This window comes from Bacillus sp. AR4-2 (genome assembly GCF_008274865.1).
Lineage (GTDB): Bacteria > Bacillota > Bacilli > Bacillales > Bacillaceae_G > Bacillus_A > Bacillus_A cereus.
In genome coordinates, this window is the sequence record NZ_CP031062.1 from 931,761 (window position 1) to 956,602 (window position 24,842).

Below are 24,842 nucleotides of genomic sequence, written 5' to 3' on the forward strand. Positions count from 1 at the left end.
GTTTTGATGCATTATAATAGCTATCTCTAAATCACTAGTTTCAAAAAGCCTTCACGCAATGATGATTGCATGAAGGCTTTTGATGTTTTCTTATTTTTTTGTCTCGTTAACCCATGTAATAATGTCCTGGATGACGTATTCGGGAACGTTAGCAGGGATTTCGTATTCACTAGGAAGACTTAATTCCCCGTCACCCTCCGTGAAGAAATGATTCAATTTCGGATATTTTTTGAACTGAACATTCCCGCGGTTTGAAAGTCCTTTCTGCCATTTTGTATATTCGTTTTTTACTGTTACTTGATAATCGCGTGCTCCTTGCAGAATGAGTAAAGGCTCTTTTCGTGATTTTGCCTCTTCAACTGGACGCCACCTAGAAACATCATACATAAAATGAGGTGACCCAAAATTGTAGCCAGCTGGAGGATGGTCAGGATTGAAAGTAGGATCCTGAATAAAAGCAGCTTGTCTTTTTAGTTCATCGATTTCTTCCTTTGACGCCCCAAGGTATTCATACTGATCAATGGCAATTTCAGTCAAAGGGCGTGCAGGTGGTGCGAGTAAGATGCTTCCTCGGACAAGTGAGGAAGGCGCTTTGCTCAGTATACGCGGCATTGTGCCAGCTCCTAGGCTATGTCCAAGAATGAAAATATTATTTGGATCAATGCCTTCCTGCTGCGCTGCTGATTTTGCTGCATATATGGCATCATCTGTAGTATCACGGTCTAACGTAATGGGTTCTGCACTCATCTTTAATGCATGTTCTAAGGTGCGTTTTTCATAGCGCAACACTGCAATTCCGTTGGATGAAAGGCCCACCGCAATGTCTCGTAAGATTTTTGTTCTCATATATGTGCTATCGCGATCATGGATGCCAGCACCATGAACAAGAACAACTACGGGCAGCTTTTCACCACGCTTATGTTTCGGAACTGTTAATGTTGCTGGTAACGGATAGGTAGAATTTCCAATGACGATTTCACGTTCTTGATAGGAGTTAGGTTGATCATAGCTAGGATGGGGGATGGTAAAAGATTCCTCGGGTGGCCTTTCTCCAATTTCATCTACTTTCCCGCCAGGTGTGAATTTAAGGAGTAGTGGTATGGTAGTTCCTTCGGTAGCTGCTGGAATTTCTACCGTCTGATGGACCAAGTTTCGTTCTTTTATCACGGGGGTTCCCATGCTTTTAATCCCGCTCCAGCCACTTTGTGTCCACCAGTTTTGTAATGTGGTTGCTGTAAACTTGGATTGAAAAGCAGTAGACGTCAACTGTAGTGCCTCTGCATATTTACCTTGCTGGAGATATTCAAAAAATAATGATGTAAGCTTCGTTAAAGAGACTAGTTTCTTTTCAGCAGATTGTTCTTCGTGTGTATCTGCGTGAATAGTTGTGGTAAGCGGGAAAGATGAAACGCCTAAAGAAAAGAGTAGGGGAAAGGTAAGTATTGATCTTTGTATTTTCTTTTTTTTATTCATGTTTTAACCCCCAATATGTGATGGTAAAAAACAGGTATGGTAATTAGAATTCTGGTGCGAAAACTTCAAAATATTTGCAAGCAATCTCCAAAACTTGGACATACTCATATTATTATTCTAAAAAAACGTAGCTTTCTTCTCTTGTCACATGCATATTAATCCCAGAAATAATCTTTCTTCCTTCACTTTATATTTTGATTATACGAAGCAAAGCTCTCGTTTTTCTTACTTGATACTTACAAATTCCTTAAGTAGGGGATATTTTAAAAATGGATTTGTGGCGGTACTCCTATGTTAAGAGATAGCTTAAGGACCGAGGATTATATTGTTTTTATAAAGAGTTGATGTTATGTTTGTTTTGTAACATATGGTGTTTTATGCATGTAGGAGGATTTATTGAAGAAATTATTAATATTGTTTTTATTAGCTACATTTTGTCTACAGATTACAGGATGTTCTAATAATATGGGTACACTAAGGGAGAAGTCTAAAACTTCAACAACTGTGAAGTCTAAACGCATCAATAAAGGGTGGTACAAACATATGTAATAGTTTGTATCACCCTTTGTTGATGTTAGAAGTCATAAAGAAAAGGTTGATAGTTAGATATTTTTCATAAAGAAAAGACACCCTAAGGTGCCTTCCTTCGACTTGAACCATCTTAATTTTAATAATATATTGGACTCCCATCCAACTATTATTTTACCATGTTAAGTTGTTTTATTCATTGAGAAATATAGTGTTAACCTATATTTAAAAGAATTATATCGATTTGAACCAACTATTAATTAGGGGGATGCTGACATGCTCAGTCAATATTATACTATCCCCAGAACGGAAATTATGAGCAATATGTATATGAGTCACATATCAAAAAAAAGACACTCTCAAGAGTGCCTCTCCTTAGCAGCCGAATCCGCCGCCCCAACAGCTAGCGCCAACGATGATTAATAAGATGAAGAGCACAACAAGTAAGGCAAATCCGCCGCCGAAACCACAGCCTCCACCACAACTACCTCCATAGCCCATATTAACTCCTCCTTCCATAAAGACCATTTATTAATGGATTTAATTTAATTTATGTTTTTAAGAGTGAATGGAGCAGGTCCTTAAAAAAATAAAAGGATTTTGGAAGTTAAAAAGAGTTGACAATCTTATTTTTGTCACCGGAATTTTGTCTTCTACATATTGTATTTTATTCTGTGTATTGGGGGAAGGAGGATCTTATGGCTAATTCTGAGATGATTTTACGTTTACTTACGGATTTAAAGATTGAACAACAATTGTTGAAAGAACAGTTAGAGAAAATGCAAACAACTGTGACTATTCTTGAAGAAAAATCAGTGACGCTTAAAGAAAAACCAGCGACTCTTAAAGAAAAAACAATGACTCCTGAAGAAAAAACATCTGTTACAAAGCAAAGAGCTTTTTCTGGACGCCCAACATCTTTTCGTGATTGGAGAGCAGCTAGTCAAAAAAATTAGGGAATGTTATGTGAAATGAAATGATAAAAAAAGTACAGTCTGCTGTAGAAAAGACTGTACTTTTTTATGTTAGTAGAGAATGTTAAGGGAGACGTATTTATTTTGCTTATTCCAATTCCACTTTTAATTGGAGATCTTTATCTAACTTATCATTATTAAATTTTAAAGTTAATCCTCGCGTGTTTTTCGGTACATCGAATACAATGTTTCCGTCCGAATGTTCATTAGGGTTAACAATACCAAATTTAAATGTAGAGGTATTTGCAGCTTTAAGTACGGATTGATGTTCATTGGAAATGTGATATTCTCTTCCAAATCCATCAATTAATTTAAAGTTGTTAATATCTAGTGTAATGGGTTCTTCTTTACGATTATAAACTGCGATGTCTAATACTTTAAAGACACCTTGTGCTTTAACTTCTCCAGTCCCTAGAACATCTAGTGACTCGGCAGATCCCATTGACATGTATACATCAGAGGAATCTACATTGGTAGGAAGTTCTTTTTGCGAATCCTTGTTGCTAAGTTTGTCATTCTCTGTTTTTTTAGAAGTCGCCTGCTCATTTTTCGCAGGCGCATCATGTGAACTGCACGCTGATACTCCAAACAAGAATGTGCTACATAATAATGATGCTAATAACTTTTTGTTCATCGTTTGTTTCTTCCTTCCAAAATAGAAGCACTTTTAATGAGTGCTATATATATTTGTATATGTATTACATTTTATATCTTATTATATTAATTTTGGAAGGAAAAGGGGAAAAATGCGCATTTCTCTGAGTCGAATTATTTATCTGTCTAAAATTTGAAATTAAAATGAGCCCCATAAATGATAAACCATTCCACTGACAAAAAATGCCAGTCCTACAAATAAAACAATTAAAGCAAGTATTCCATTTTTATTATGTTCCATAAAATTAGCTCCTTTTTCATTTACTTACATACAAAAAGCCTTTAGTCGTAATTATGGCTAAAGGCTTTGATCTTCATACTTTTTAGTTTATAAAAAAGTTGCACTGCTGTATTAATTTGGAATATGATTATTTAAAGAGAAGGTGATGAGTACATGCAGGACAAAAAACAATTCCCGCTTATATCTGGAAATCTCTCATTAGATTTAGTAAATACAGAGCTAGTTAGGCGTGGACAACGTTATGATTTATTAATAACAGATGAAGATGTATTAGAATGGTTACATGTAATAAAGGTTAATCTTCCTTTTTGGAATGAAAAAACACTTATAGGAATTCAGAAGCGAATGAATCAAGTTACATCTAGTATATTAGAAATAAGAGAAGTACTAAGAAAACAGTTTGAGGCAATTGCTGATCAGCAAAAAATTTCTAATGATTTTATTACGTATTTAGAAAAACAAATTGAGAAGGCACCATTTACATATAAAATCATTGAACAACAGCTAGTATCTATCCCGGTTGGAGAAATCGAGGATGTACTCGCATCGTTAATTGCATTTGATGCTTTAACCTTAATAGCAGAAAATAAGCTGATTTTCCTTAAAAGGTGTTCAAATCCTGAATGTGTTTTATTATTTATAGATAAGAGTGGGAAACGAAAATGGTGTTCTATGAAAATATGTGGGAACCGGAAAAAGGTAGCAAAATTTCAGGATCGAAAATTTGAGGAAGTTTAGAGAATCAACTTATAATAGTTGATTCTTTTTTTGTATTCTATAACTAACCTCTAAAATTAATATTTACAGGTTAGTTATTGCCGAGTTATAATGGTTGGTAAATAAAGGAGGAGAACGATGAATAATATAACAGCAACTAAGCAAAAAGACCCTCAACCAATAAGTGTACGATATTTTACAAAAATGAAAGGGAAAGGAAGAAGTCCATTACAAGTAAATGTAAAGGACTCTTTAACGGGACTACTAGGGGGATTTTTAACAATTCTTACCTTAACATATTTAACGAGCATAACCTCTACAGAATTATTAATGGCTCCATTTGGTGCGAGTTGTGTATTAGCGTTTGGAGTTTGGAATGCGCCATTATCTCAGCCGCGTAATATTATTGGAGGACATTTGATTTCAACTTTCATTGGTCTATCAATATATCATTTGTTTGGGAATGAATATTGGACAATTGCTTTAGCGGTGGGGATGGCAATAGCCGTTATGATGTTAACGAGAACGACGCACCCTCCGGCAGGCGCCGATCCGATTATCGTTATTTTAGGGGCAAATAGTTGGAGTTATTTAGTAACACCAGTTTTAATTGGCTCCGTTGTTATTGTAGTTATTGCTTTATTCATTAATAATATGAGTAGTAAAAGAAGTTATCCAACTTTTTGGATGTAGTTTGTGAAGTGAAAAATAATTTAAGTGAGTATTCTATTCTTACTATGTTTTATTTTTTATATAGTAAAAGCCTTAGTCGTAATTGCAGCTAATGGCTTGGGGCCTCATACTTTGTAGTTCATAAAGAAAAGACACTTTAAAGTGTCTTCTACAGATTTGAATTATTTAATTCATGTAATTAATATTCGTTAGCATAAAACTCTTTTATTAATTTTATTTCATTTGTATCTGGATTAAACTTAAATATTTTAATTTGATTCGATTCATCTTTGTATGCAAATGTATTCTCACCAACTTGGGTCATATTGCTGGTGTTTAAGATAGGATCGCTACCGTGATCAGTAATTTCCACAGTTTTCTCACGATCCCAGAATGCAATGACAATAATCAAAATGATAAGACATACCCGTATAAAACGTAATTCTCTTGCAACAGGATGTTCCATCTGTTAGTCTCCTTTACTGTTTGATAGAGTTTGTTTATAAAAGAGATAATTGCAATGAATATAAATAAAAAAGACACCGTAAAGTGTCTTTTTTATTTTAGTTATGCGCATTACTTAATAAGACGCTAGTTCCTCAGTCTGGCTATGAGTAACTATGTAGGGTGATTCCATTATAACATTTTAACCAGTAATGGGTCTATATGGAATTTAATTGATTTTCTTTTTGATTATTCAGAACGATTAATTGGGTATTTGGATGAAGGAAGCAGTGAGGAAGAAGGGACTTAACTTGTTTTAGAAGAGTGTCTTCTTTTTTGTATCACTGTGAGTAAAGTGTAGCGTTATATTTCCCTTTACACGAACATAACGGTATACTATAGTTAAGTTAAGTAAACTTAACTATTAAATGAAACGAAATAAAAGCATGGAGGAATAACGCTATGACTAGAACGTATAAAGAAGTAATTAATGAAATGAACCGAGCTTATAATGAATTCTACATTTTACTATTCCAGGAGTTAAAAGATGAGTTCGGTCTTACAGGACAGCAAGAGAGCATGCTATTTCATATTAATTTAAATGAAAACACGACAGCAAATCACATTGCGACTACCTTTAATGTATCCAAAAGTGCCGTTAGCCAAGTTTTATCTAAATTGGAGAAACAGAAGATGATTTCAAAACAAGTAAACCCTAATAATAAACGGGAGTATTTTCTTACACTTGGTCCAAACGGTAGTAAGTATATAGAGCGGTTGTCTGAGTTAGATGATGTATTAATTGAGAAATATTTTTCTAAAATCGATATAAATGCCCTTGAGCAAATGACCGAGACGTTAACGAAAATAAATAAAGTGATATTGGAAGAAAAACAGAAGGATCTTAATTGTAATGAGTAAGAACGTAGATGAAGCAATTAGTAGAAAGGAGGAGAAGCGTGTTATGAGTTACATACCAAATATGATTACGATAGCAAATTTTGTATGTGGACTTTTAGCTATTTACGCTGTTTTCGTTCACGATATTTATTTGGGAGCAGTTTTTATTATTACGGGTATGTTGTTTGACTTTTTAGATGGTATGGTCGCTCGGAAACTTGATTCTGTTTCGGAAATTGGTGGAGAGTTGGACTCATTTGCGGATTTAGTTACTTTTGGTGTGGCACCGTCTATTCTTGCATATAGTGTCGCGTTAAAAGATTTGCAGTCTATCGGGATGATATGTGCGCTTGCTTACAGTATTTGCGGAATGCTTCGGCTTGCGAGATTTAACACGCAGCAAAGCAAACTCCCGACATTTATCGGGATGCCGATTCCATTCGCGGCAATGTGTCTCCTCATTTTATGTTTTTTAAAGAATCCAGTTTCCGTGGCGTTTGGTACATGCGTACTCGCTTATTTAATGGTGAGCAAAATCAAATTCCCTCATTTTAAAAAAGATATAGCTGAAAGCTTGAAGCCTGGGAGATTGGATTGATGATACGGAATTACAATGAGAAAGATAAAGGAGAATAACATGATTCGTATGGCATTAAGATCGTTCAACATACAAATGTATTGTTTGCTAGGCGTAATGTTATTGGGATGGTTGCTGACACCTTTTTCAGCCCAGTTTGTAGGGATAAGCATTGGCCTTTTAGTAAGTATGTACTGCGCCTGGATTTTAGGAAGACGTATTGAAAAGTTCGGAGATAGCATTGTAAAAAAAGAAAAAGCACCGATGCTCGGAATGATGAACCGGTTCGCAGCCGCAATTCTCGGCGCAATTATTATGTATGAAATTGAACACCATGAATTCATGTGGACATTTGCTGCTGGAATTATGAGTGGGTATTTCTTGGTTATTATTAATTTGGGGTATTACAGTATGAGGGATGAGAAGGAGTAAAGTGAAAACTAAGTTTAAGCATACTGTTGCCTAACAACGAATAGCGGATTAGTAATTAGAGTAATAATAAAAACTAACATAAAATTTAAGAAAAATTTTATATTTACCCCACTTTTTATTTTAAAAGTTTTTCCTATCCTATAAACAAGTTACATCAAGGAGGAGACTGAAAATGAAGAAGTGGGGATTTTTTATTTTTAATATATTCCCTATATTCGAAGACAAAGTAGAAGATTAAATATATGAACAAAGTACCGATTCTTAAACTATGTTCTAAATAATAGATGAAAATGTAAAGTTAGGGGATTCCACATGCATACAGGAGTTTTGATTAGTTATTTGTATACGTATTTTTTTACGATTATTTTTTGTATTGTGTTTCAAATTGGGTTTTATTTTAAAGCGAAAAGAAATATATCTATTCGACATTTTCTATGGGTATATGTTTTTCTATTCTACCTTTCGCTAGTGTATAAGGTGACGCAAATCGCGACTGTATGGGATATAAGTAGATATGAAACGTGGATTCGTGTAAGTCAAATCAATTTGACTCTATTTGATACTGCAGGTAGTACTACGTATCTTTTGAACATTGTACTGTTTATGCCGTTAGGTTTTTTATTACCGATGATTTGGCCGCACTTTAGAAAAATGAAAAACACCGTATGTGCAGGATTTCTTTTTTCATTGGCAATTGAGTTAAATCAATTACTAAATAATAGAATTACAGATATTGATGATTTATTTACGAATACCCTCGGGGCGATTATTGGGTATTTATTATATAGAGCTTTTAAAATGATATTAAGAAGAGAGGGGAAAAAGCTTGATACCAACTCTTCTCTAGTTATAAAATACGAGGCTGTTTTTTGTTTAGTGTGTTCATTTGTAGGGGCGATGTTAATTTATCATCCAGCTTTATTTGGAAGACCTGTCATCATTCAGTGAGGTGATTACGAATTTCTTTTGAACGCTCGTGCGATAGTTCAATTTGTAAAAAGCCTTTAACTTGTTATAGTTAAAGGCTTTTATCATCATGATTTTTACTTACCAATTACCCACTCTAACATCCGCTTTCAACCACTTCACCCAATCCAAATCCTCTACCTTAAGCAAACTGAGCGAAACACCCTTCATATCTAAAGAAGTTAACAGCGTACCAACCTTTACGAATGTAACTTGTAAGCTTTCCAATTCACATAAACGGCGAATGTCATTTGCAAAAATGTATTGTTCCATTAATGGAGTTGCGCCGAGTCCATTAATGAGGATAGCGAAGTTATCTCCTTTTCTCCAGCGATAAATGCTTTTTAGTTTGTTCATCAGTTCAATCGCTAATATTTCAGAAGAGGATAGTGCTTCTTTACGGTAACCTTTTTCTCCGTGAATGCCGACGCCATAAAACACTTCATCATCGTTTAATGTGAATGAAGCTTTTCCTTTTACTGGATCGTTGGCAGGGGAAAGGGCAACTCCTAATGTGTGTAAGTTTTTGATGACAGCTTGCCCGATTGTTGTTAGTTCTTCTAAAGAATGTCCACTCTCAGCGGCCGCACCTAATATTTTTTGGACGAAAACAGTGCCAGCTACGCCGCGTCTTCTTTTATTAAAGGAAGCATCATCTTCAATTGAAACATCGTCATTTACGATGATATGGTCAACTTTTCTTCCTTCTTCTTGAGCAATTTGCTTTGCTGCTAGAAAGTTTTCTACGTCATCTTTAAAGTTTTTGATGATGAATAGTATACTTTTATTTTTTGGTATGAGGCGAGTTGCCGCCGCAATTTGTTCCACTGTAGGCGGAGTGAAAATACTGCCGTTTACTGCCGCTGTAAGCATACCTTTTCCTACATAACCAATATCAGCAGGTTCATGTCCGCTACCACCGCCGCTTACAATAGCGACGTCTTGCTTCATTTTTTCGATATCTTTTACATAAATGATGTTATTTGTTTCATCGTAATTTACTTTGTCGTTATGTTCAAAATAAAAGCCATGCAGCATATCTTGAACGATATTTTGTACATCATTCATAATCTTTTTCATTGCTTTTGCCACCCTTTAATTACTTTGCTGATTGCTCAAGTAATAGTAGTAATTGATTGTTTATCATATTTTTCATAAGAGAAGACATAACGGATGGATCTACTTCGCACTTGCTTTCAATCCAATCTTTTATCGTTCCAACGAAGCCGTGACTATAAAAGGAGGCAATCGTATTTTTGGTCTCATCAGAAAGGCTGAATCCACAGCTCACAGATAATTCATCAATAATCTTCATATATAAGTTTTTCGTATGCTCAAATAAATAGTGATTAAACGAGTTTTGCTCAATGACTTTAAAAGCATTTCGGTAAAATTTTTGATTTTCATAAAAGTAATCAAATAATAAATCGAAAATGTTTTCCCATTTTTCATAATCGAGAAAGTCTATAATATTTTCTTTCGTTTCTTCTCTATAAATCCAGCTTAATAGTTCAAATTTATCTTTAAAATGATAATAAAAAGTTTGCCTACGCATTTGACAGTGTAACATAATATCGCTCACTGATATTTTATGAAACGACTCTGTTTCCATTAAATACTTCAATGAGTTCGCGATTATCTTTTTAGAAATTATAGAAGAGGTCATCTAAATCATCCCTAGAATGTTATTAATATAAAAATCCTACCCATAAATGAGAGCGGTGTCTTTAGACAGATTGTCCATTTTGTCCGTTTACTATAAAACGCTTTCATTTTAACATGAGTAGTAAGAAGAAGATTTCAAATATATCACAATATATTAAAGGAATTGAGGGAGAACTACAATGAAAAAGATTATAAACAAACCAGAAACATTAGTAATGGAAATGTGTAACGGAATGGTTATGGCTCACCCAGAGCTTGAGCTTTTGAAAAAATATAAAGTAATTAAGAAGAAAGAAATGAACGAAAATAAAGTAACGTTAATTAGTGGAGGCGGTAGTGGTCACGAGCCGGCACATGCAGGATTAGTCGGAAAAGGAATGTTAGATGCGGCAGTGTGCGGAGATGTGTTTGCTTCTCCTTCGCAAATTCAAGTTTACCAAGCGATTAAAGAGACAGCTAGTAAAAAAGGTACGTTATTAATTATTAAAAATTATAGCGGCGATATTATGAATTTCAAAAACGGTGCGCATTTAGCGACGGAAGATGGAATTGAAGTCGACTACGTAAAAGTGGACGATGATATTGCGGTAGAAGATAGCCTATATACAGTAGGACGCCGCGGCGTTGCGGGAGTTATTTTAGTTCATAAAATTGCCGGCGCAGCAGCGGAAGCAGGTATGGATTTAGGAGCGGTGAAAGCTGTAGCAGAAAAAGCAGCGGCTAACGTGCGCACAATCGGTTTAGCGTTAACGTCTTGTACAGTTCCAGCGAGCGGATCACCTACTTTCACACTTGCGGAAGATGAAATGGAATACGGCGTAGGTATTCACGGCGAACCAGGAATTAAGCGTGAAAAAATGCTGTCGGCGGATGAATTAGCTAACCGTATGACAAATGATTTAATGAAAGATTTAGGAGTAAAAGATGGCGAGGAAATCGCACTTCTAGTTAACGGTTTTGGCGGAACACCACTGCAAGAACTTTACTTATTTAATAACGCCGTTACGAGAGAACTAGCTGCAAGAAACATTAAAATTAATAGAGTATTTGTCGGTAACTATATGACGAGTATTGATATGGCTGGTATGTCTTTAACGGTAATGAAGTTAGATGAAGAGCTAAAAACATTACTATCAAAAGAATGTAATACACCAGCGTTTAAAGTAGACGGTCCAGTTGAAAGTGTAGAGTACGTAAATGTACTTGAAGAAACAGGCGAGAAGGAAGTTTCATTTGAACTAGAAACGGCGGAAGAACACGCTGTGATAAAAAATAATGTTATCACATTAAACAACATGATTTATCTCGTTGATAAAATGAGCGATATTATTATTAAAAATGAAGTACCGTTCTGTGAGCTAGATACGCATGCTGGTGACGGCGACTTCGGAATGAGTGTAGCAAAAGGATTTAAGCAATTAAAACGTGAGTGGCATTCGATTGTAGATCAAGAGAACGTAACGATCGGATCATTCCTTGACGGTTGTTCTATGATTATTATGGAACATTGCGGCGGCGCTTCTGGTCCAATTTGGGGCGGAGCATTCCGCGCAGCTAGTAAAGCAGCAGGCGAGAAGCGTGAGTTAACAGTGAAAGAATTCGCTGAAATGCTGCAAGCAGCATTGCAAGGCATCCAATCGATCGGTGAAAGATCATTCGGCAGAGGAGCAGTAGTTGGTGACAAAACACTTGTTGACGCACTTGCTCCATGTGTAGATTCTTGGTTAGATAGCGCCTCAAACGAAGTAGACGTAAAAACTGCCTTTGAAAAAGGAGCAGAAGCAGCGGTCAAAGGAGCAGAGTACACGAAAGAAATCGTAGCTCGCATGGGCCGCGCTGGTACAGTTGGTGAAAGAAGCTTAGGATATCCAGATGCAGGTGCACATGCGCTTGGAGTTATCTTTACGGAGATTGCGGGTAGTTTGAAATAGGAATTGGAAAGTCCCTCTGCCTTAAGGTGGAGGGATTTTTATATAGTTGATATGTAGAAGACTTCTTTCGGTTCTTTCTCAGTAAAATATGAGTTTGTTACTATTTTTGATAAAATCTTATTTCAAAAATACAACTAATATTTCTCAACATTAATATATTGAAAATAGTTAGAATATTTAAGATAATCATTTGTGAAGAAGTAAATTATAAAAAAAGGGGGAATTTATTTTGTTACGTCGTTTATCTATTTGTACAGTACTAACAGCTTTTATATTTACTTTATTTACATTTAACGGCTCTGCTTTCGCGGCTACGAATGCTACTGAAAATCAAAATGTAGTAGCAGCTTGTGCAAAGGGAGGTACGGTAGGTGTATATGGTGCAAAGATGCGCAGTGGTTATACTGTCGATTCACCTGTCTTACATACATTTAATGATGGTACGAAAATTACTGGAACATGGGTAACTGGTGAATATGTTCAAGGTCATTACAGTAATTCTAAACAGTGGTTAAAAGTTACATATAAAGGGATGACAGGTTATGTATCCCATACAACATTATATAACGTTTGCTCATAAAACTATGTACCATAATAGCTTTGGATATATTGAGCTAATCTCTTCTCGAGATTAGTTCTTTTTTATCTCTTAGTTTTTAATGGGGCATTTTTTGAAAAAGACCAACGATTCATTAAATCGATGGTCTTACGTTTATATAGTATTCATTTGTATCTATATTAAATTTTTCATTGTTTTTTGCTTATTTTAGACTTAGTTTGTTTGTGATTGCAGCTTATCAATTTTCCAGTATGTTTGTAGAGGGTCTAAAGAGCTTTCAATATAAAACATATATTCATCTGCGGTACGTGGTACTTCAAAAGCTATTTTCAATTCTACCGTTTCATTTGGTTTAACTTGTATATCAGAAGGGTTTTGATCAAGCACCTTTCCTTTATAGATCTTTCCGTCTTTTTCATCTTTTAAGTTATATTTTAATTCTGATAGTCCAATCGTTTGACCTCGTACATTTTTTACAGAGACATTAACAACTACGGAATCGTTGCTAGCATTTAAATAGGCACTTTGAACAGCGGTCAAGTAATAGCCTCCCTTAACACTCTCACCAACTAATAAAATACCTTGTTCCAAGCGGCTCATATCTTCTTTTTCTTCAAAATTTATTAATTCTTCATTTTCATTTTTTGCGGTTGGTTCTTCTATTGAACCATTTTCAACGGCACTATCTGTTTTATCTTGTGTGCAAGCAGCCGTAACACTGACTAATACTAGAATGAAAGTAAGTAATATAGATAATTTTCTCATAAAATTTATCTGTCTCCTTAAGTTTCTCAATTTTGTGCAACTATACATATAAGATTAACATAATGTCTCATTATTGGCTCAAAATAGGGGGTCTTTTAGACAACTTATTCTTTTTACTTTTAATATACATTCGATTGGTTCTCGCGATATTTGTTAATCTTTTAAAACATTGGCTTAGTAATACCGAGGGTTATTATAGATATATTAATCATGTAATTTGTCCATATCAAAATGAACGTTTTTTGCATTTAATATATTGTAAATATATTTTATTTTGGAAGGATGTGATTATATGGCTCATAAATCTACTGGAGTGTTTCGAGTTCCAGTTTCTGAAAATGGGATTATTCCAACTGCTCTCAACATTATGTTAAACAATGATTCACGCTGTCATACTAGTAATGTAACGGTAACTGTTAAGAGAAGTCGAAACACCTTTTTCCCAACTCAAAATGAATTAGTTGAAATCTCTCGTACTTTTGTTTCTTTAGAACCAAACAGAACAACTAAGATTGTGTTGTTTACTCCAGAATTCCAAGTAGAAGATTTCCTTGATGTCATCATTAGTGGAAATAGAGAGGATGTTAAGGATGTTCTTGTATATTCTTTCTTAGCAGATTCAGTAGGTCATAATCTGCCATCTACTGTTTTCAGAAATGCAGAATACACTTTTGCTTGCTGACACAGTGATGATGTATTCTTTACTGTCGTATATCTGAATTGAAATGTTGCAAACAGCACTTCAAGGCATATAATCTATCGTTGAAAGATCATTCGGCAGAGGAGCGGTAGTTGGTGAAAGAAGTTTAGGATATTCAGATGCAGGTGCACATGCGCTTGGGGTACCTTTACGGAGATTTCGGGTAGTTTGAAATAGAAATTAGAAGATCCCTTCTACCTTAAGGTGAAGGGTTTTTTTAATATGTTTTTTGATATATATTGCTAAATATGTTCCCATAATTCATTCTATTGTATTGAGAATAATGTCATCTACATCAAAAAACAGTTTATAAAAGGAACTAGTATTTGAAGAAGTTCCACCTCAAACATACTCCTATGCATATAAGTATGTTTGAGGTGGATTTATTAAAGAATTTTATATATAGCATGAATGAAAATGGGATAAATAAAACAATGCTTCTCAGTATGTTTTTAAGAATTAATTGAGCAGGTCCTTGTAAAAATAAAGAAAAGACACCAAAAGGTGCCTTCTGCCGACTTAAATTATTTTAATATTATCGTTCTAAGTTTAAAAGCTATAGGGATTTTTTCTGTGGGATTTGTAAGTAGTTTTTACGAAATTATGAGTGTTTTTTATTTTGTAATTCAATAAGTTCATCTGGTAGCATTTTTGTATAATATTCTTTTTCTGTTAGTTCAAATATAAATAATGCTTTTTTCCAGTTATAAATAACATCTTCTACATTATGTTGTTTCATTTTTAATAAACACTGACCTTTTAAATAGAATAGTTCACCTAGTAAGTATAAAGTATTTAGATTAATTGCTAATTTGATACCCTTATCAATATACTTTATTGCCTCTTCATGTTGATATGTGAAGTCGAAACATTTTGCTAAATTTAACATGAGTTTTAATTTAATTTCTTTATCTCTAGGAAAATCTAATTTATTAAAATTAGTTAAACATCTTTTGAATATATTAATACTTTTTTCATATTCTTTATTTTCTGCATAAAATATAGCCATTGTTTGCATAATATCTATTTCTCTTTCTGATAAAAAATCAGAATTAGTTAAAGTCAGTTTTAATGCATGATTTAAAAAATCTAAAGCAGTTTTTATTGATTTATCCACCATAAATATAGCAATTGCTTCATGCCACATTAGAAATTGTTTCTCATCTTTTGTTTGAAAATTATTTAAGTTTTTCTCTTTTTTTACTATTTCATAAAGTTCTTTATATTGTTTTTGCTTTAAGCAATCTTTTATTACGTATTTTACGTTTTCTACATATTTTAATCTTTTGTTTTGAGTTAGTGCAAATATGTTATTCGGATCAATACCAAGTCTTTCTGATAATTGATATAACAATATACTAGATGGATAAATCATACCTTTTTCAATCTTGCTAATTTGACTTTGTGAACATATTCCATGACATAATTCGGATTGTGATATATTTTTTTTAATTCTAAGTTCTTTAATGGTAATACCCAAATCGTTAAATTCCATTTTGCCACCTACTATTTAGCACTTTATTAATATAAGAACATTCTCTAACCTTAATGTAATGTAAAATTAATATAGTTGCAATTATTGTTTTAAAGAGTTTATCGTTTCTATAAGATGGTGAGATTTTTTTATGTATAAAAAAGACACCCTAAGGTGCCTTCCGCCGACTTGAACCATGTTCATTTAATATAAACCTATCTGTATTTTCACACGCTTCTCTAATCCCTCTATTTTCCATTTGATAAAATAAAATCCTAATATCACCAATAATTAAATAAATATTTCTACATATTCAAGATATTTACATAAATTACAAAAGTGATACATTTAATTTGTAATCTATAAAAACTATTAAAGGGGGATTTATTATGTTCAAGAAATTAGTAGTAGGAGCGTTAGCAACAGGTATTGCATTAACAGGAGGAATTGGTGCAGCTTCAGCTGATACACAAAAAGCTGTGAGCTCTCCGAAGCAAGCCACATGCTCCATTCCTTATGAGTATTCTAATGGTAAATTCAAAAGAACTCTTTATTACTCAAATGGAGTATATGCTAATAGTTTTAATGAAAATGTTTGTGGCGGGACGATTACGTGGTATTTAAAACATGTTCAACATGGAGTTGCTTTTTACGAAGGTAATTTAAAATAGTAGATTTTTTGAACCTCATTTATTGAGGTTCTTTTATTTTTAGTTTTTAAACTGATTCTCTATAAAAAAGACACCCTAAGGTGCCTTCTTGCGATTTGCTCCATTGTAATATGGTATTGGATGCCAGTCCAATTATTATTTTACCACGTTAAATAGTTTCGGTTATTGAGAAAAAAGACAACTCATTATTTGAATGCAAAAAGTCCTAGGGGGACTAGGACTTTTTGCTAGAATGAATATGATTTAAAAAAGGACTTATATAACGTAACATATGAATGTTTCGTAAATGTATCGAAAAAGTGAACAAAATAGTTATTTTAAATAAAAAAAGCTCCGCGATAAAAGCTGCGGAGCTTCATAAGGTCGAGTTATGTCGTACTCACAAGGGATTTTAACATGAATGTTGTGGTAAAAATACCGGTAAATTTATCCTATAAATCCCCCGCTGATTAGAGTTTCACTTCATTCGAAGGAATTTATGTTTTATAAATTAGATTATGATAGTTGATATTCTCCATATTGACCAGAAAAGAACTAAAAATTCTAGTGAAATTCCAAGTGTTCGTTTCCTAGTTTTTTGAAATTCTTTTATTAAATAGCCAACAGCACTAATTGCTATAAGAATGAAAAGAATAAGTTCGAGTGTAACTGGCATTTTATCTACTCCTAATACATTAATTTGTTATATAGAGATTATAAGATATTTTTGTGATTAGTAGTGAAAAATTCAATAGAATTATCTCTAAATGGAGTAAATGTTTCAACGGACCAATCAAAGGTCAATACAACAAGTGTTATACAATATACGCATGGAGAGCCGTGGGGCTGAAGAAATATTGAAGTATAAAGAGTTGTTAGATCGAAGGATGATTACCGAAGAAGAGTTCTAAGTGAAGAAAAAGTAACTAATAAGTATATAGATGAAACGCTCAGATGAGCGTTTTTTTATTTATATATTCGCAAGTGAAATAACATAATATCACTATGAATCCTTATAACAATATGAATTTTTGCATATTTTAAAATTCAATATATCCCTTAAAAACTTTTAATTGTATAATATATTTTGTCATATTTTTAGATTTTTCGACATAAACCAACAAAAATAGAGAACGTATTGGGAGAAGACATTATGTATACAAAACTATTAAAATCAATTACATCATTATCACTGATTGGTGGTGCGTTGTTATATACAAATGGCAGTGGTGTGAAGGCTGCTGAAGTGGGTGTTTTTTCTGATGTGCCGACATCACATTGGTCATATCCTGCGATTAAAGATTTAGCGAGTAAAAATATTATTTCCGGTTATGGGAATGGGATATTTGGTTTTGGAGATGTTGCGACAAGGGAGCAAGTTGCGGCTTTAATTTATCGAGTGTTAGTACCGAATAAACAAGGCGGTTCGTTTAGTAATGATGGAACTCGTTACGTATTAAAGGATGGGTCTACGTTTAAAAATCCTTACGGTGATATTAATCAAAGTTCTACAATGTTTCCAGAAGAGGTATTAACTTTAACGAATTTAGGAGTTTTTAAAGGTGATGAAAATGGCCAATTTAGACCGAAAGCTTCTGTGAGTCGTGCGGAAATGGCACAAATTCTTACAAATGCTTTCCATCTTGCGGCAAAACAAAAACATACCTTTAAGGATGTTCCAAATCCATTTTGGGCAGAAAACGCAATTAGTGCAGTGCAGTCAAATGGAATCGCAGATGGCACAGGGAACGGGAATTTTGAACCGTATGGCACAGTAACACGTGAACAGTATGCGCAGTTTTTATATAAAACTTTAAAATATAAAAATGCCGATGTGAAAGATACAGGAGATGCTGCATTATTAACAGCGTTTAAAGAGGAAGTACAAAAGCGTATTAATACATACGAGACAAATATTACACTTCCATATAAAACGAAAAACAATAATACAAACGAAGTGATGAATACACTTTTTAACGCATATAAAGAAGTTGCAAGTAAAAATGAGTATACAAATAATAATAGATCGAATGTTTCATATGGACTTTCTGGATCACCTGGAAATTATACGTTTACGCTTAAGATTACATATCGTGAAACGAAAGAACAGACGGAATATGTCATGAAACAAGCGAAAGCAATCGTTTCTTCTATTACTCAAGTTGGAATGGATGATCACGAAAAAGTGAAGGCGATTCATGATTACGTAGTAAAGCATGTTTCTTATGATACGTCTTATAAAGCTTACACAGCATATGAAGCACTTGTAAATCGTTCTGCGGTTTGCCAAGGTTACGCACTATTAACTTATCAATTATTAAAAGAAGCAGGAATTGAAAATCATTTTGTGACAGGAACTGGGGACGGACAACCTCATGCTTGGAATTTAGTGAAAATCGAAAACAAATGGTATCACCTTGATACAACATTCGATGATCCAGTGCCAGATGAGCAGGGCCGCGTCACGTATTCGTATTTCAATTTATCAGATGAACAAATCGCAAGAAATCATGAGTGGAACCGCGGAGACTACCCGCAAGCTACAACGAATTATTATAGTACACTGACAAACAAAATTGCAGCAGGTAGTACGAAAACGCCTGCATATCAACAAATATTAAAAGATACAAAGTTAAACTATTTAGGAAATGAATATATCGCAAATAACTATACCGAATTAAAAAATAAAATGCAGCAACGCTATAGTGCAAAACCAGAGAAAATTGAAGTGCTATACAAGCAATCAATGAATGATGCACTGCAAGATGTGAAAAAGGCAATTGGTGAAATCGATTATCCGCAAGGGGCAAATCGAGTTTCTTATAAAGCGGAGCCTTACAATGCGAAAGAAGGGTATTCTTTAGTGACGATTACGTTTACGTATTAAAAGCAACCTAGATCCTATGGGATCTAGGTTGTTTTTTTATTATTCTTCGACAAAACATGACAATATATAGATACATTCTTTGCTACTATGAGATGAGAAATCTTACATTAAAAAACTGTTTAAAATAACTAATGCAGATAGGCGGAAAAAAATGAACCGAAAGTTACTAATGGCTTTAACATGCGGTACATTGCTTATGGGAATGGCTGCTTGTAGCTCAAATGAGAAGACTACAACTGAATCAAAACCTAAACAAGAAGAAAAGGTTCAGGAAAAACCGAAAGTTCAAACCATTCAAAAGCAGCAAAAAGATAGTTATGTAGTAAGTGAAGATGAACTCTCTAAAGCGGCACAGTCGATTGGTGAAATCCAAAACGAGCAAACTATAAATGATATGATGATACATATGTCTTTACAAAAACTCACATTCAATGGGAATAATCTTCATGTTTCCGGTACCCGTGATGTAGGGCGATTTCAAATGACGAAAGAAAACATTCAATACTTAAAAAACAACTTAAATGTTATTAATAATGATGAAAGACCAAAATATGAATCTATTCTGAACAAATGGTATGATGGAGAGTTCGAATCTGTAGTTAAAGACTTTGAAGAAATTCATTATTTAAGTTCAGGAAAAAAGCAAAGTATGGAGGGATCTAAACTAGCTAAAAAAATTGATAGTGATGAAAAAGAATTTATTCTCCATTTCTTTGGTCAAGAAGGATTAGATATCCATAATAAAGAGTGGAAACAGGGCGAGTTATAGAAGTAAAACTGAATTTCTCTTCACTAGGAAGTACAATGTTTTATGGAACAAAAAAATAATGAAATTTCCTTAAATATAGTCCCATCGGGAGGTTGTCTATACTGAGATTCAATAGATACACAGTAATGCTTATTTTTCTAGCCATTGGCACAAATGCTGCATTATCTATGTGGATTAAGCAGGGACTTTTAGGTGTCATCAATGCTATTATTTTCTTGTTAACCGCTGCACGGACTACAAAATGAACTAATACAGAAGATTAGCATAAATAAAACATTGTATTTCTCAATAAACAAAACAACTTAACGTGGTAAAATAATAGTTGGACGGGAGTCCAATACATATTATTAAAATTAAGATGGTTCAAGTCGGAGGAAGGCACCTTAGGGTGTCTATTCTTTTTTATAAAAAGAAATTTGTACGTTTAGACGCATTTTAAATACAAAATAACCGATTCCTTATACGTTAAGAAACCGGTTATTTATTTTCCTACTTTTTTAGAGGGCTTTTTCTTATAATGGTCTTAAATCATAAATAAAAGATAGAGTAAAAACTATATACGAAATAAATGTAACGAAAACAAGAAAACATATAAACTGAGAATTAGATACATATTGTTCTATTCTTTTTTTCATGTTAATTCGTATTATTTTTCAAATGTGAAGTATCAATTGGAATTTGAGCTTTCCAAGATCCAATTACTTTTCCAATTCTAGTTATATTTACATCTAAAGTAAGGGGCTGTTTAAAATCGTCTTTTCCTCCAGGAACTATAACAAATGTAGCGACACCTTCGGGTTTATCATTATCACGAATGCCCACTTCATTTAATTTTTTACCTGCTGCCATAAGTTCAAAAGGAAGACGATCATCTGAATCATGGATAAATGATAGTCTCCCATCATGTTTAATCTCAGGGTTTTCCTCTTGTTGTCCATTAATTATACCATCACTTTGGAGATCTAATCCTGATGTATCAAATTCAAATGGTACTAAACTTCCGTCAGCTTTTTCCATTCTATAATGAACTGATATACGTGAATCTGCGATAAATAATTCTTTGAGATGTACAGTAATACCTTGATCTGTAATTTTTTCATCAATAGGAATATATTTACCATTCTTCATCATATCTTGTGTGATACCATTTTCATCTTTTATTCCTTCATTTACAACTTTATCATTTGTAATTGCATCAGAAAAATATGAAGCGACATTTGTAGCCGCCACTTGTACTTGTGGAATCATTGCTGTTGTGAAAAGTGCAGCTGCAGCTACTGCTGTATAAATGAAACATTTTGATTTTTTACTCATGTTTGTAAAGATGCCTTTCTTTTGTTGTTTTTTGTAATTTATATTAGAAACGTTGTCTAACTTGGAACGACTTTCAAATGTTTTCCATGCTTGTTCTATATCAATTTTGATTTCTTGTGGTGAATTTGCAGATTCTTCATCTAGCATTACGTTTTCCCATTGATTTAATTTACTAATTTCTACTAATAAATCTTGGCATGCTTCACATGTATCTAGGTGCTTTGTAAATTCCTTTCTTATATCATGAGAAAGTTCTCCATCAATATATGTTTGAATAAACCCGATATCATAACATTTCATTTGTTATGCCTCCTCTATTTGTTTATAAATCTTGCGGAATTTCATTTTGGCTCGGACTAATAATGTTCCTATAGAAGATATTTCAATTTGAAGTACTTCTGCAATTTCTTCTTTTCTTATCCAATCATCGTCTAATGATGATACATTTTGTACTTCATGGTATTGTATTTCCTTATCAATCTTCGCTTGCTGCCTTTTTTCAAATCGAAAATGGTTATAAGCTACATAAGTAGAAGATTTAATCAACCATCCAGGTATATTTTTAATTCCTTTCCAATCGCTACGATATAATTGTAAAAATACTTCTTGTGCTAACTCTTCAGCGATAGATTGATCTTTAACAATCCATATAATCTGTTTCATAGCATAAGCATAGTACTGCTTAAATAAATCTTCAAAGGTCATATTAGAAGCATGACTTTCTTCATTTTCTATGGTTAACATGTTCGTTTAAACCTCACTTTCAATTTGATACCTGTATTATAGAGAAACCAGAAAAACGGATTTTGTGACAGTTTTTCTGGATATTTTTTTATATTTTTTATCTCGCATTAACGGGTAGTAAGACCCCCACCTCAAAATTCAGCGGAAGCAAAGAAGTTAGGTGGGGGGCGGGCTGACCGTAAAAGCCCGATTGGTGTGAGCTAATAATCAGTGGTCGATGAACCCCCCACTGATTAAAGTTTCACTTTATTATGTACCAAAAAAGCATTCATCTGATTAAAAAGATAAATGAAAACATAAAAACTATAATTCTTGCAGTAGTTGTCTATTAATGTAAAAAAAACAGTTAGTTTGTTGCCAAATTGTATCTAAACGTACGATTTTCTTTTTTCTAAATGAGAGTCTTGCCTTAAAGAAGATAAAAATTCAATGGATAATTACCATGAATATATAGATAAAGTTCATCCATATATTTGTAGAAAGGAGGCATTCAAATGAAGAGACATGATAATAAGGTTGGTCACTTTACATCTGAAAAAGGAAAGGAAGACTTTCAAATTGCCTACGATGAATCAATGGCACTCCTTCCAAAACCTAACGATACGAAAAATATAAAAACGAAATATGGCACAATTCGTGCTTATTATTTTACTAAAGAGGAAAACAAACATAAGGAACCAATACTCTTACTCCCTGGACGTGGTGCATCTACTCCAATGTGGGTACCTAATTTAGAAGGTCTAAGAGAAAAAAGGCCTGTTTATACGATAGATTTACTAGGTGAACCTGGGATGAGTGTGCAAACGAAGGTGATTGAAAACCAAAAACAACAAGCAGAATGGTTAAATGAAGTAATTGAAGGATTAGGTTTAGAAAGAGTGCATATCGTAGGTGTCTCCATTGGAGGGTGGACAACAATGAACTTGGCCAGATATAATCCTGAGCATATTGCTACGGCTAGTTTATTAGATCCAGTCTTTGTATTTGCGCAAATATCCATAAAAATGATTCTGGCATCTATTCCAGCTTCCGTTCCTATTGTCCCTAAGTTTTTAAGAGAAAAGATGTTAAGCTATGTTTCTGGAGGAGCAGAAGCAAGTGACGATGAGCCTATCGCTAAGTTAATCGAGTCGGGTATGCGTAACTATAAACTGAAAACGCCAGCGCCTGATTTATTTAGTAAAGAAGACTTAAAAAATATTGATATTCCAGTGCTTGCACTTATAGCTGAAAAAAGTACAATGCACAATTCGGTAAAAGCAGTTGAAACTGGAAAAAAATACGTTAAAGATATTGATATAGTTAATTGGAAAAATGCATCTCACGCAATCAATGGTGAGTTCTCTAACGAAGTTAATGCTAGGATCCTTGATTTTGTAGAAAAACATTCTAATGATAACTAAGTTGAAAGTGGAAAATATGTTGTCATAACAACTTCATCTCTATATAGCTATTTAGGGGATTTAGCTCATTTTTTATTTTGGCATATTTTAATTCTGCTATTTTCATGAATATGTATAATTACATGAAATTTCAGTGGAAAAGAGAGTATACTTTCGTATTGTGTAATAAAGATAAAGCCCGCCTACGGAAATAGGCGGGCTTTTTTTACTTATAAAGAAAAGACAACCTTTAAGGTGTCTTCCTTCGATTTGAAACATTTTACTAGGTTAAGTTTTTGTGATAATAAACTTTTTTAATTGGAATGAACCTACGCAGTACATCACTTTATTCTTAAGCATCATTCTCAACAAAAGTGAAGATTTTCATTATCTTTTTAACTACAAAGGGTAATAATTTAGAAGCTAAAAATGCAAGTACGAAAGCAATTCCCCATGTTTTCATCCATGATTTGAGAAATAAAGCTGTATATCCAACATTCATTGAAACCATGACGAAAGAGATAATGCTAGATATGCCTAAAATCATAAAGATATTAAAAATTAATGGTTCAAATTTTTTATTGATTTTCAACATTAACACCTATTTTCTATATATGCTTTGCTGCCCGATTTCACCAACATCTAATCTTACAGTTTGAAATCTAGGTTGTCCAGTTTGTTTTACTTTGGTGCAATAGCAATTATTGAGATGTTTATTAGTTTGTCTGGAATAGGATCTCCTGTTATTGCTATCCAGCTAAGATTTTAAGTCCGTACCTAAATGAACACTTTATATTTTTTATAGTATCGAAGTTCATTTTGGGGGCGAATGTAATACTACATCATTAAAGTATTAGTTACAATTGAATCTCTGCGCACATAACCATCAAATTAAGCTTAAAAATAAAATAAACTTGCATTTACATAAACGAAGAAATTCTTAAAATATGTGTTTTCATTAAAAATAAGCATACGAAATAGACCCTAGCGGGTTTCATTTTTTTACTTATGCAGCTTTCTTTTGCTTTCTCAATCCACTATTTTCATAGATAACACCCATGATATCAAAGACAGTCTTCTTCTCATATCGATGAGATTTCCGCCCGTTGTTCTGTAGAAGGTATAACAAGCGAATCAGCAGATTTGTAATCTCTAGGAGTCCTTTTTGTATGACTTGATATAAGAGAAATGGATGATCTTGTATCATACCTATCGCTTTATATTCAATTAGTTTTTTTTTAGAATTTGGCGCATTTTAAACATTGTAGAGGAACATAGGTAAATAGTGATTATATTTCTATATAGTTGGCACTCTAATCGCTCCTGTTTTACATTACGATAATGGTCTGTTTCGAATTTGTAGTTTTCTGTTATTTTTTGGGAGACTGTATTGGATATATATGCTAATATAAGTTGGTGATTAT

The 24,842-nt window shown here is 33.5% G+C and carries 25 protein-coding genes and 2 pseudogenes; 15 read left to right on the forward strand and 12 right to left on the reverse strand.

Features of this window, described 5'->3' with window-relative positions; all coding sequences use genetic code 11:
- Positions 1-90 precede the first annotated feature (90 nt).
- Both DN399_RS04825 and DN399_RS04830 read right to left on the reverse strand, forming a co-directional pair.
- Entirely contained in the window at positions 91-1,473 is a 1,383-nt protein-coding gene (locus DN399_RS04825) for an alpha/beta hydrolase (protein ID WP_149149370.1), read from the reverse strand.
- A gap of 903 nt (positions 1,474-2,376) precedes the next feature.
- Entirely contained in the window at positions 2,377-2,502 is a 126-nt protein-coding gene (locus DN399_RS04830; protein WP_000540377.1) for a YjcZ family sporulation protein, read from the reverse strand.
- A gap of 197 nt (positions 2,503-2,699) precedes the next feature.
- Here DN399_RS04830 and DN399_RS04835 point away from each other — a divergent pair, with 197 nt between their 5' ends.
- Entirely contained in the window at positions 2,700-2,957 is a 258-nt protein-coding gene (locus tag DN399_RS04835) for a hypothetical protein (protein ID WP_149149371.1), read from the forward strand.
- 106 nt (positions 2,958-3,063) lie between these two features.
- Here the strand turns inward: DN399_RS04835 and DN399_RS04840 are convergent, their stop codons facing one another.
- Positions 3,064-3,609, reverse strand: a complete 546-nt coding sequence (locus DN399_RS04840) for a DUF4352 domain-containing protein (RefSeq protein ID WP_086404425.1) — start codon at positions 3,607-3,609, stop codon at positions 3,064-3,066.
- 414 nt (positions 3,610-4,023) lie between these two features.
- Between DN399_RS04840 and DN399_RS04845 the strand changes: the two genes are divergently transcribed.
- Both DN399_RS04845 and DN399_RS04850 read left to right on the forward strand, forming a co-directional pair.
- Positions 4,024-4,608 carry a CGNR zinc finger domain-containing protein gene (locus DN399_RS04845; RefSeq protein ID WP_071732643.1) on the forward strand — a complete coding sequence of 195 codons (585 nt, stop codon included), beginning with the start codon at positions 4,024-4,026 and terminating at the stop codon, positions 4,606-4,608.
- A gap of 117 nt (positions 4,609-4,725) precedes the next feature.
- Positions 4,726-5,280: an HPP family protein gene (locus tag DN399_RS04850; RefSeq protein WP_001059994.1), complete on the forward strand. Its 555-nt coding sequence runs from the start codon at positions 4,726-4,728 to the stop codon at positions 5,278-5,280.
- A gap of 178 nt (positions 5,281-5,458) precedes the next feature.
- On the opposite strand, the gene DN399_RS04855 is transcribed toward DN399_RS04850, so the two are convergent.
- Positions 5,459-5,725, reverse strand: a complete 267-nt coding sequence (locus tag DN399_RS04855; RefSeq protein WP_000400965.1) for a YmzC family protein — start codon at positions 5,723-5,725, stop codon at positions 5,459-5,461.
- 440 nt (positions 5,726-6,165) lie between these two features.
- On the opposite strand from DN399_RS04855, the gene DN399_RS04860 reads away from it, so the two are divergent.
- The 4 genes from DN399_RS04860 to DN399_RS04880 all read left to right on the forward strand — a co-directional run bounded on the left by DN399_RS04860 (position 6,166) and on the right by DN399_RS04880 (position 8,560).
- Entirely contained in the window at positions 6,166-6,624 is a 459-nt protein-coding gene (locus DN399_RS04860) for a MarR family winged helix-turn-helix transcriptional regulator (protein ID WP_000198944.1), read from the forward strand.
- Positions 6,617-7,201: a CDP-diacylglycerol--serine O-phosphatidyltransferase gene (gene pssA, locus DN399_RS04865; protein ID WP_000042263.1), complete on the forward strand. Its 585-nt coding sequence runs from the start codon at positions 6,617-6,619 to the stop codon at positions 7,199-7,201. Before DN399_RS04860 ends, pssA begins: the two co-directional genes overlap by 8 nt.
- Before the next feature lie 39 nt (positions 7,202-7,240).
- A complete protein-coding gene (locus DN399_RS04870; protein ID WP_149149372.1) occupies positions 7,241-7,612 on the forward strand; it encodes an ATP synthase subunit I in 372 nt (123 codons plus the stop codon).
- Between the two features lie 312 nt (positions 7,613-7,924).
- On the forward strand, positions 7,925-8,560 hold the full coding sequence (locus tag DN399_RS04880; protein WP_149149373.1) for a VanZ family protein: 636 nt from the start codon (positions 7,925-7,927) through the stop codon (positions 8,558-8,560).
- A 99-nt stretch (positions 8,561-8,659) separates the two neighbouring features.
- Here DN399_RS04880 and dhaQ read toward each other — a convergent pair whose 3' ends face one another.
- A complete protein-coding gene (gene dhaQ, locus DN399_RS04885; RefSeq protein ID WP_149149374.1) occupies positions 8,660-9,658 on the reverse strand; it encodes a DhaKLM operon coactivator DhaQ in 999 nt (332 codons plus the stop codon).
- A gap of 19 nt (positions 9,659-9,677) precedes the next feature.
- Positions 9,678-10,244: a dihydroxyacetone kinase transcriptional activator DhaS gene (gene dhaS, locus DN399_RS04890; protein ID WP_000204213.1), complete on the reverse strand. Its 567-nt coding sequence runs from the start codon at positions 10,242-10,244 to the stop codon at positions 9,678-9,680.
- A gap of 178 nt (positions 10,245-10,422) precedes the next feature.
- Between dhaS and dhaK the strand changes: the two genes are divergently transcribed.
- Positions 10,423-12,174, forward strand: coding sequence for a dihydroxyacetone kinase subunit DhaK (gene dhaK / locus DN399_RS04900; protein ID WP_149149375.1), 1,752 nt, complete (start codon positions 10,423-10,425; stop codon positions 12,172-12,174).
- A gap of 229 nt (positions 12,175-12,403) precedes the next feature.
- Complete coding sequence (locus tag DN399_RS04905; protein ID WP_000946193.1) at positions 12,404-12,754, forward strand: SH3 domain-containing protein; 351 nt, start codon at positions 12,404-12,406, stop codon at positions 12,752-12,754.
- Between the two features lie 192 nt (positions 12,755-12,946).
- Here DN399_RS04905 and DN399_RS04910 read toward each other — a convergent pair whose 3' ends face one another.
- Positions 12,947-13,498 (reverse strand): DUF4352 domain-containing protein, encoded by a 552-nt coding sequence (locus tag DN399_RS04910; RefSeq protein WP_001228904.1) that lies wholly within the window; start codon positions 13,496-13,498, stop codon positions 12,947-12,949.
- Positions 13,499-13,790: 292 nt separating this feature from the next.
- Between DN399_RS04910 and DN399_RS04915 the strand changes: the two genes are divergently transcribed.
- Both DN399_RS04915 and DN399_RS28695 read left to right on the forward strand, forming a co-directional pair.
- Positions 13,791-14,180: a hypothetical protein gene (locus tag DN399_RS04915; protein ID WP_000940664.1), complete on the forward strand. Its 390-nt coding sequence runs from the start codon at positions 13,791-13,793 to the stop codon at positions 14,178-14,180.
- A gap of 94 nt (positions 14,181-14,274) precedes the next feature.
- Positions 14,275-14,375: pseudogene (locus DN399_RS28695) on the forward strand (DAK2 domain-containing protein); the annotation flags it as partial.
- Between the two features lie 424 nt (positions 14,376-14,799).
- On the opposite strand, the gene DN399_RS04930 reads toward DN399_RS28695, so the two are convergent.
- The gene (locus tag DN399_RS04930) at positions 14,800-15,693 is read right to left on the reverse strand and encodes a helix-turn-helix domain-containing protein (protein ID WP_149149376.1); all 894 of its coding nucleotides are present in this window, start codon (positions 15,691-15,693) and stop codon (positions 14,800-14,802) included.
- A gap of 368 nt (positions 15,694-16,061) precedes the next feature.
- On the opposite strand from DN399_RS04930, the gene DN399_RS04935 reads away from it, so the two are divergent.
- From DN399_RS04935 to DN399_RS04945, 3 genes are all read left to right on the forward strand, one after another.
- Positions 16,062-16,343 carry a hypothetical protein gene (locus DN399_RS04935; protein WP_135811475.1) on the forward strand — a complete coding sequence of 94 codons (282 nt, stop codon included), beginning with the start codon at positions 16,062-16,064 and terminating at the stop codon, positions 16,341-16,343.
- A gap of 1,132 nt (positions 16,344-17,475) precedes the next feature.
- The gene (locus DN399_RS04940; protein ID WP_149149377.1) at positions 17,476-19,209 is read left to right on the forward strand and encodes an S-layer homology domain-containing protein; all 1,734 of its coding nucleotides are present in this window, start codon (positions 17,476-17,478) and stop codon (positions 19,207-19,209) included.
- 151 nt (positions 19,210-19,360) lie between these two features.
- Positions 19,361-19,978 carry a DUF6241 domain-containing protein gene (locus DN399_RS04945; RefSeq protein WP_001080424.1) on the forward strand — a complete coding sequence of 206 codons (618 nt, stop codon included), beginning with the start codon at positions 19,361-19,363 and terminating at the stop codon, positions 19,976-19,978.
- A 636-nt stretch (positions 19,979-20,614) separates the two neighbouring features.
- Here DN399_RS04945 and DN399_RS04950 read toward each other — a convergent pair.
- Positions 20,615-21,592: a DUF4179 domain-containing protein gene (locus tag DN399_RS04950; protein ID WP_149149378.1), complete on the reverse strand. Its 978-nt coding sequence runs from the start codon at positions 21,590-21,592 to the stop codon at positions 20,615-20,617.
- Between the two features lie 3 nt (positions 21,593-21,595).
- On the reverse strand, positions 21,596-22,036 hold the full coding sequence (locus DN399_RS04955) for an RNA polymerase sigma factor SigX (RefSeq protein ID WP_149149379.1): 441 nt from the start codon (positions 22,034-22,036) through the stop codon (positions 21,596-21,598).
- Positions 22,037-22,530: 494 nt separating this feature from the next.
- Between DN399_RS04955 and DN399_RS04960 the strand changes: the two genes are divergently transcribed.
- Entirely contained in the window at positions 22,531-23,439 is a 909-nt protein-coding gene (locus tag DN399_RS04960) for an alpha/beta fold hydrolase (RefSeq protein ID WP_000820345.1), read from the forward strand.
- A gap of 331 nt (positions 23,440-23,770) precedes the next feature.
- Here DN399_RS04960 and DN399_RS04965 read toward each other — a convergent pair whose 3' ends face one another.
- Both DN399_RS04965 and DN399_RS04970 read right to left on the reverse strand, forming a co-directional pair.
- Entirely contained in the window at positions 23,771-24,010 is a 240-nt protein-coding gene (locus DN399_RS04965) for a DUF2798 domain-containing protein (RefSeq protein WP_000700224.1), read from the reverse strand.
- 414 nt (positions 24,011-24,424) lie between these two features.
- Positions 24,425-24,774: pseudogene (locus DN399_RS04970) on the reverse strand (IS4 family transposase); the annotation flags it as partial.
- Between the last annotated feature and the right edge of the window lie 68 nt (positions 24,775-24,842).

Excerpts from the sequence above, each read along its gene's own strand:
- DN399_RS04825 (WP_149149370.1), bottom strand. The coding sequence starts at position 1,473 with ATGAATAAAAAAAAGAAAATACAAAGATCAATACTTACCTTTCCCCTA.
- DN399_RS04835 (WP_149149371.1), top strand. The coding sequence starts at position 2,700 with ATGGCTAATTCTGAGATGATTTTACGTTTACTTACGGATTTAAAGATT.
- DN399_RS04880 (WP_149149373.1), top strand. The coding sequence starts at position 7,925 with ATGCATACAGGAGTTTTGATTAGTTATTTGTATACGTATTTTTTTACG.
- DN399_RS04935 (WP_135811475.1), top strand. The coding sequence starts at position 16,062 with ATGTTCAAGAAATTAGTAGTAGGAGCGTTAGCAACAGGTATTGCATTA.
- DN399_RS04930 (WP_149149376.1), bottom strand. The coding sequence starts at position 15,693 with ATGGAATTTAACGATTTGGGTATTACCATTAAAGAACTTAGAATTAAA.
- dhaQ (WP_149149374.1), bottom strand. The coding sequence starts at position 9,658 with ATGAAAAAGATTATGAATGATGTACAAAATATCGTTCAAGATATGCTG.
- DN399_RS04850 (WP_001059994.1), top strand. The coding sequence starts at position 4,726 with ATGAATAATATAACAGCAACTAAGCAAAAAGACCCTCAACCAATAAGT.
- DN399_RS04830 (WP_000540377.1), bottom strand. The coding sequence starts at position 2,502 with ATGGGCTATGGAGGTAGTTGTGGTGGAGGCTGTGGTTTCGGCGGCGGA.
- dhaS (WP_000204213.1), bottom strand. The coding sequence starts at position 10,244 with ATGACCTCTTCTATAATTTCTAAAAAGATAATCGCGAACTCATTGAAG.
- DN399_RS04910 (WP_001228904.1), bottom strand. The coding sequence starts at position 13,498 with ATGAGAAAATTATCTATATTACTTACTTTCATTCTAGTATTAGTCAGT.
- DN399_RS04945 (WP_001080424.1), top strand. The coding sequence starts at position 19,361 with ATGAACCGAAAGTTACTAATGGCTTTAACATGCGGTACATTGCTTATG.
- DN399_RS04855 (WP_000400965.1), bottom strand. The coding sequence starts at position 5,725 with ATGGAACATCCTGTTGCAAGAGAATTACGTTTTATACGGGTATGTCTT.
- pssA (WP_000042263.1), top strand. The coding sequence starts at position 6,617 with ATGAGTAAGAACGTAGATGAAGCAATTAGTAGAAAGGAGGAGAAGCGT.
- DN399_RS04870 (WP_149149372.1), top strand. The coding sequence starts at position 7,241 with ATGATTCGTATGGCATTAAGATCGTTCAACATACAAATGTATTGTTTG.
- DN399_RS04840 (WP_086404425.1), bottom strand. The coding sequence starts at position 3,609 with ATGAACAAAAAGTTATTAGCATCATTATTATGTAGCACATTCTTGTTT.
- DN399_RS04955 (WP_149149379.1), bottom strand. The coding sequence starts at position 22,036 with ATGTTAACCATAGAAAATGAAGAAAGTCATGCTTCTAATATGACCTTT.
- DN399_RS04845 (WP_071732643.1), top strand. The coding sequence starts at position 4,024 with ATGCAGGACAAAAAACAATTCCCGCTTATATCTGGAAATCTCTCATTA.
- DN399_RS04940 (WP_149149377.1), top strand. The coding sequence starts at position 17,476 with ATGTATACAAAACTATTAAAATCAATTACATCATTATCACTGATTGGT.
- DN399_RS04950 (WP_149149378.1), bottom strand. The coding sequence starts at position 21,592 with ATGAAATGTTATGATATCGGGTTTATTCAAACATATATTGATGGAGAA.
- DN399_RS04860 (WP_000198944.1), top strand. The coding sequence starts at position 6,166 with ATGACTAGAACGTATAAAGAAGTAATTAATGAAATGAACCGAGCTTAT.
- DN399_RS04960 (WP_000820345.1), top strand. The coding sequence starts at position 22,531 with ATGAAGAGACATGATAATAAGGTTGGTCACTTTACATCTGAAAAAGGA.
- DN399_RS04915 (WP_000940664.1), top strand. The coding sequence starts at position 13,791 with ATGGCTCATAAATCTACTGGAGTGTTTCGAGTTCCAGTTTCTGAAAAT.
- dhaK (WP_149149375.1), top strand. The coding sequence starts at position 10,423 with ATGAAAAAGATTATAAACAAACCAGAAACATTAGTAATGGAAATGTGT.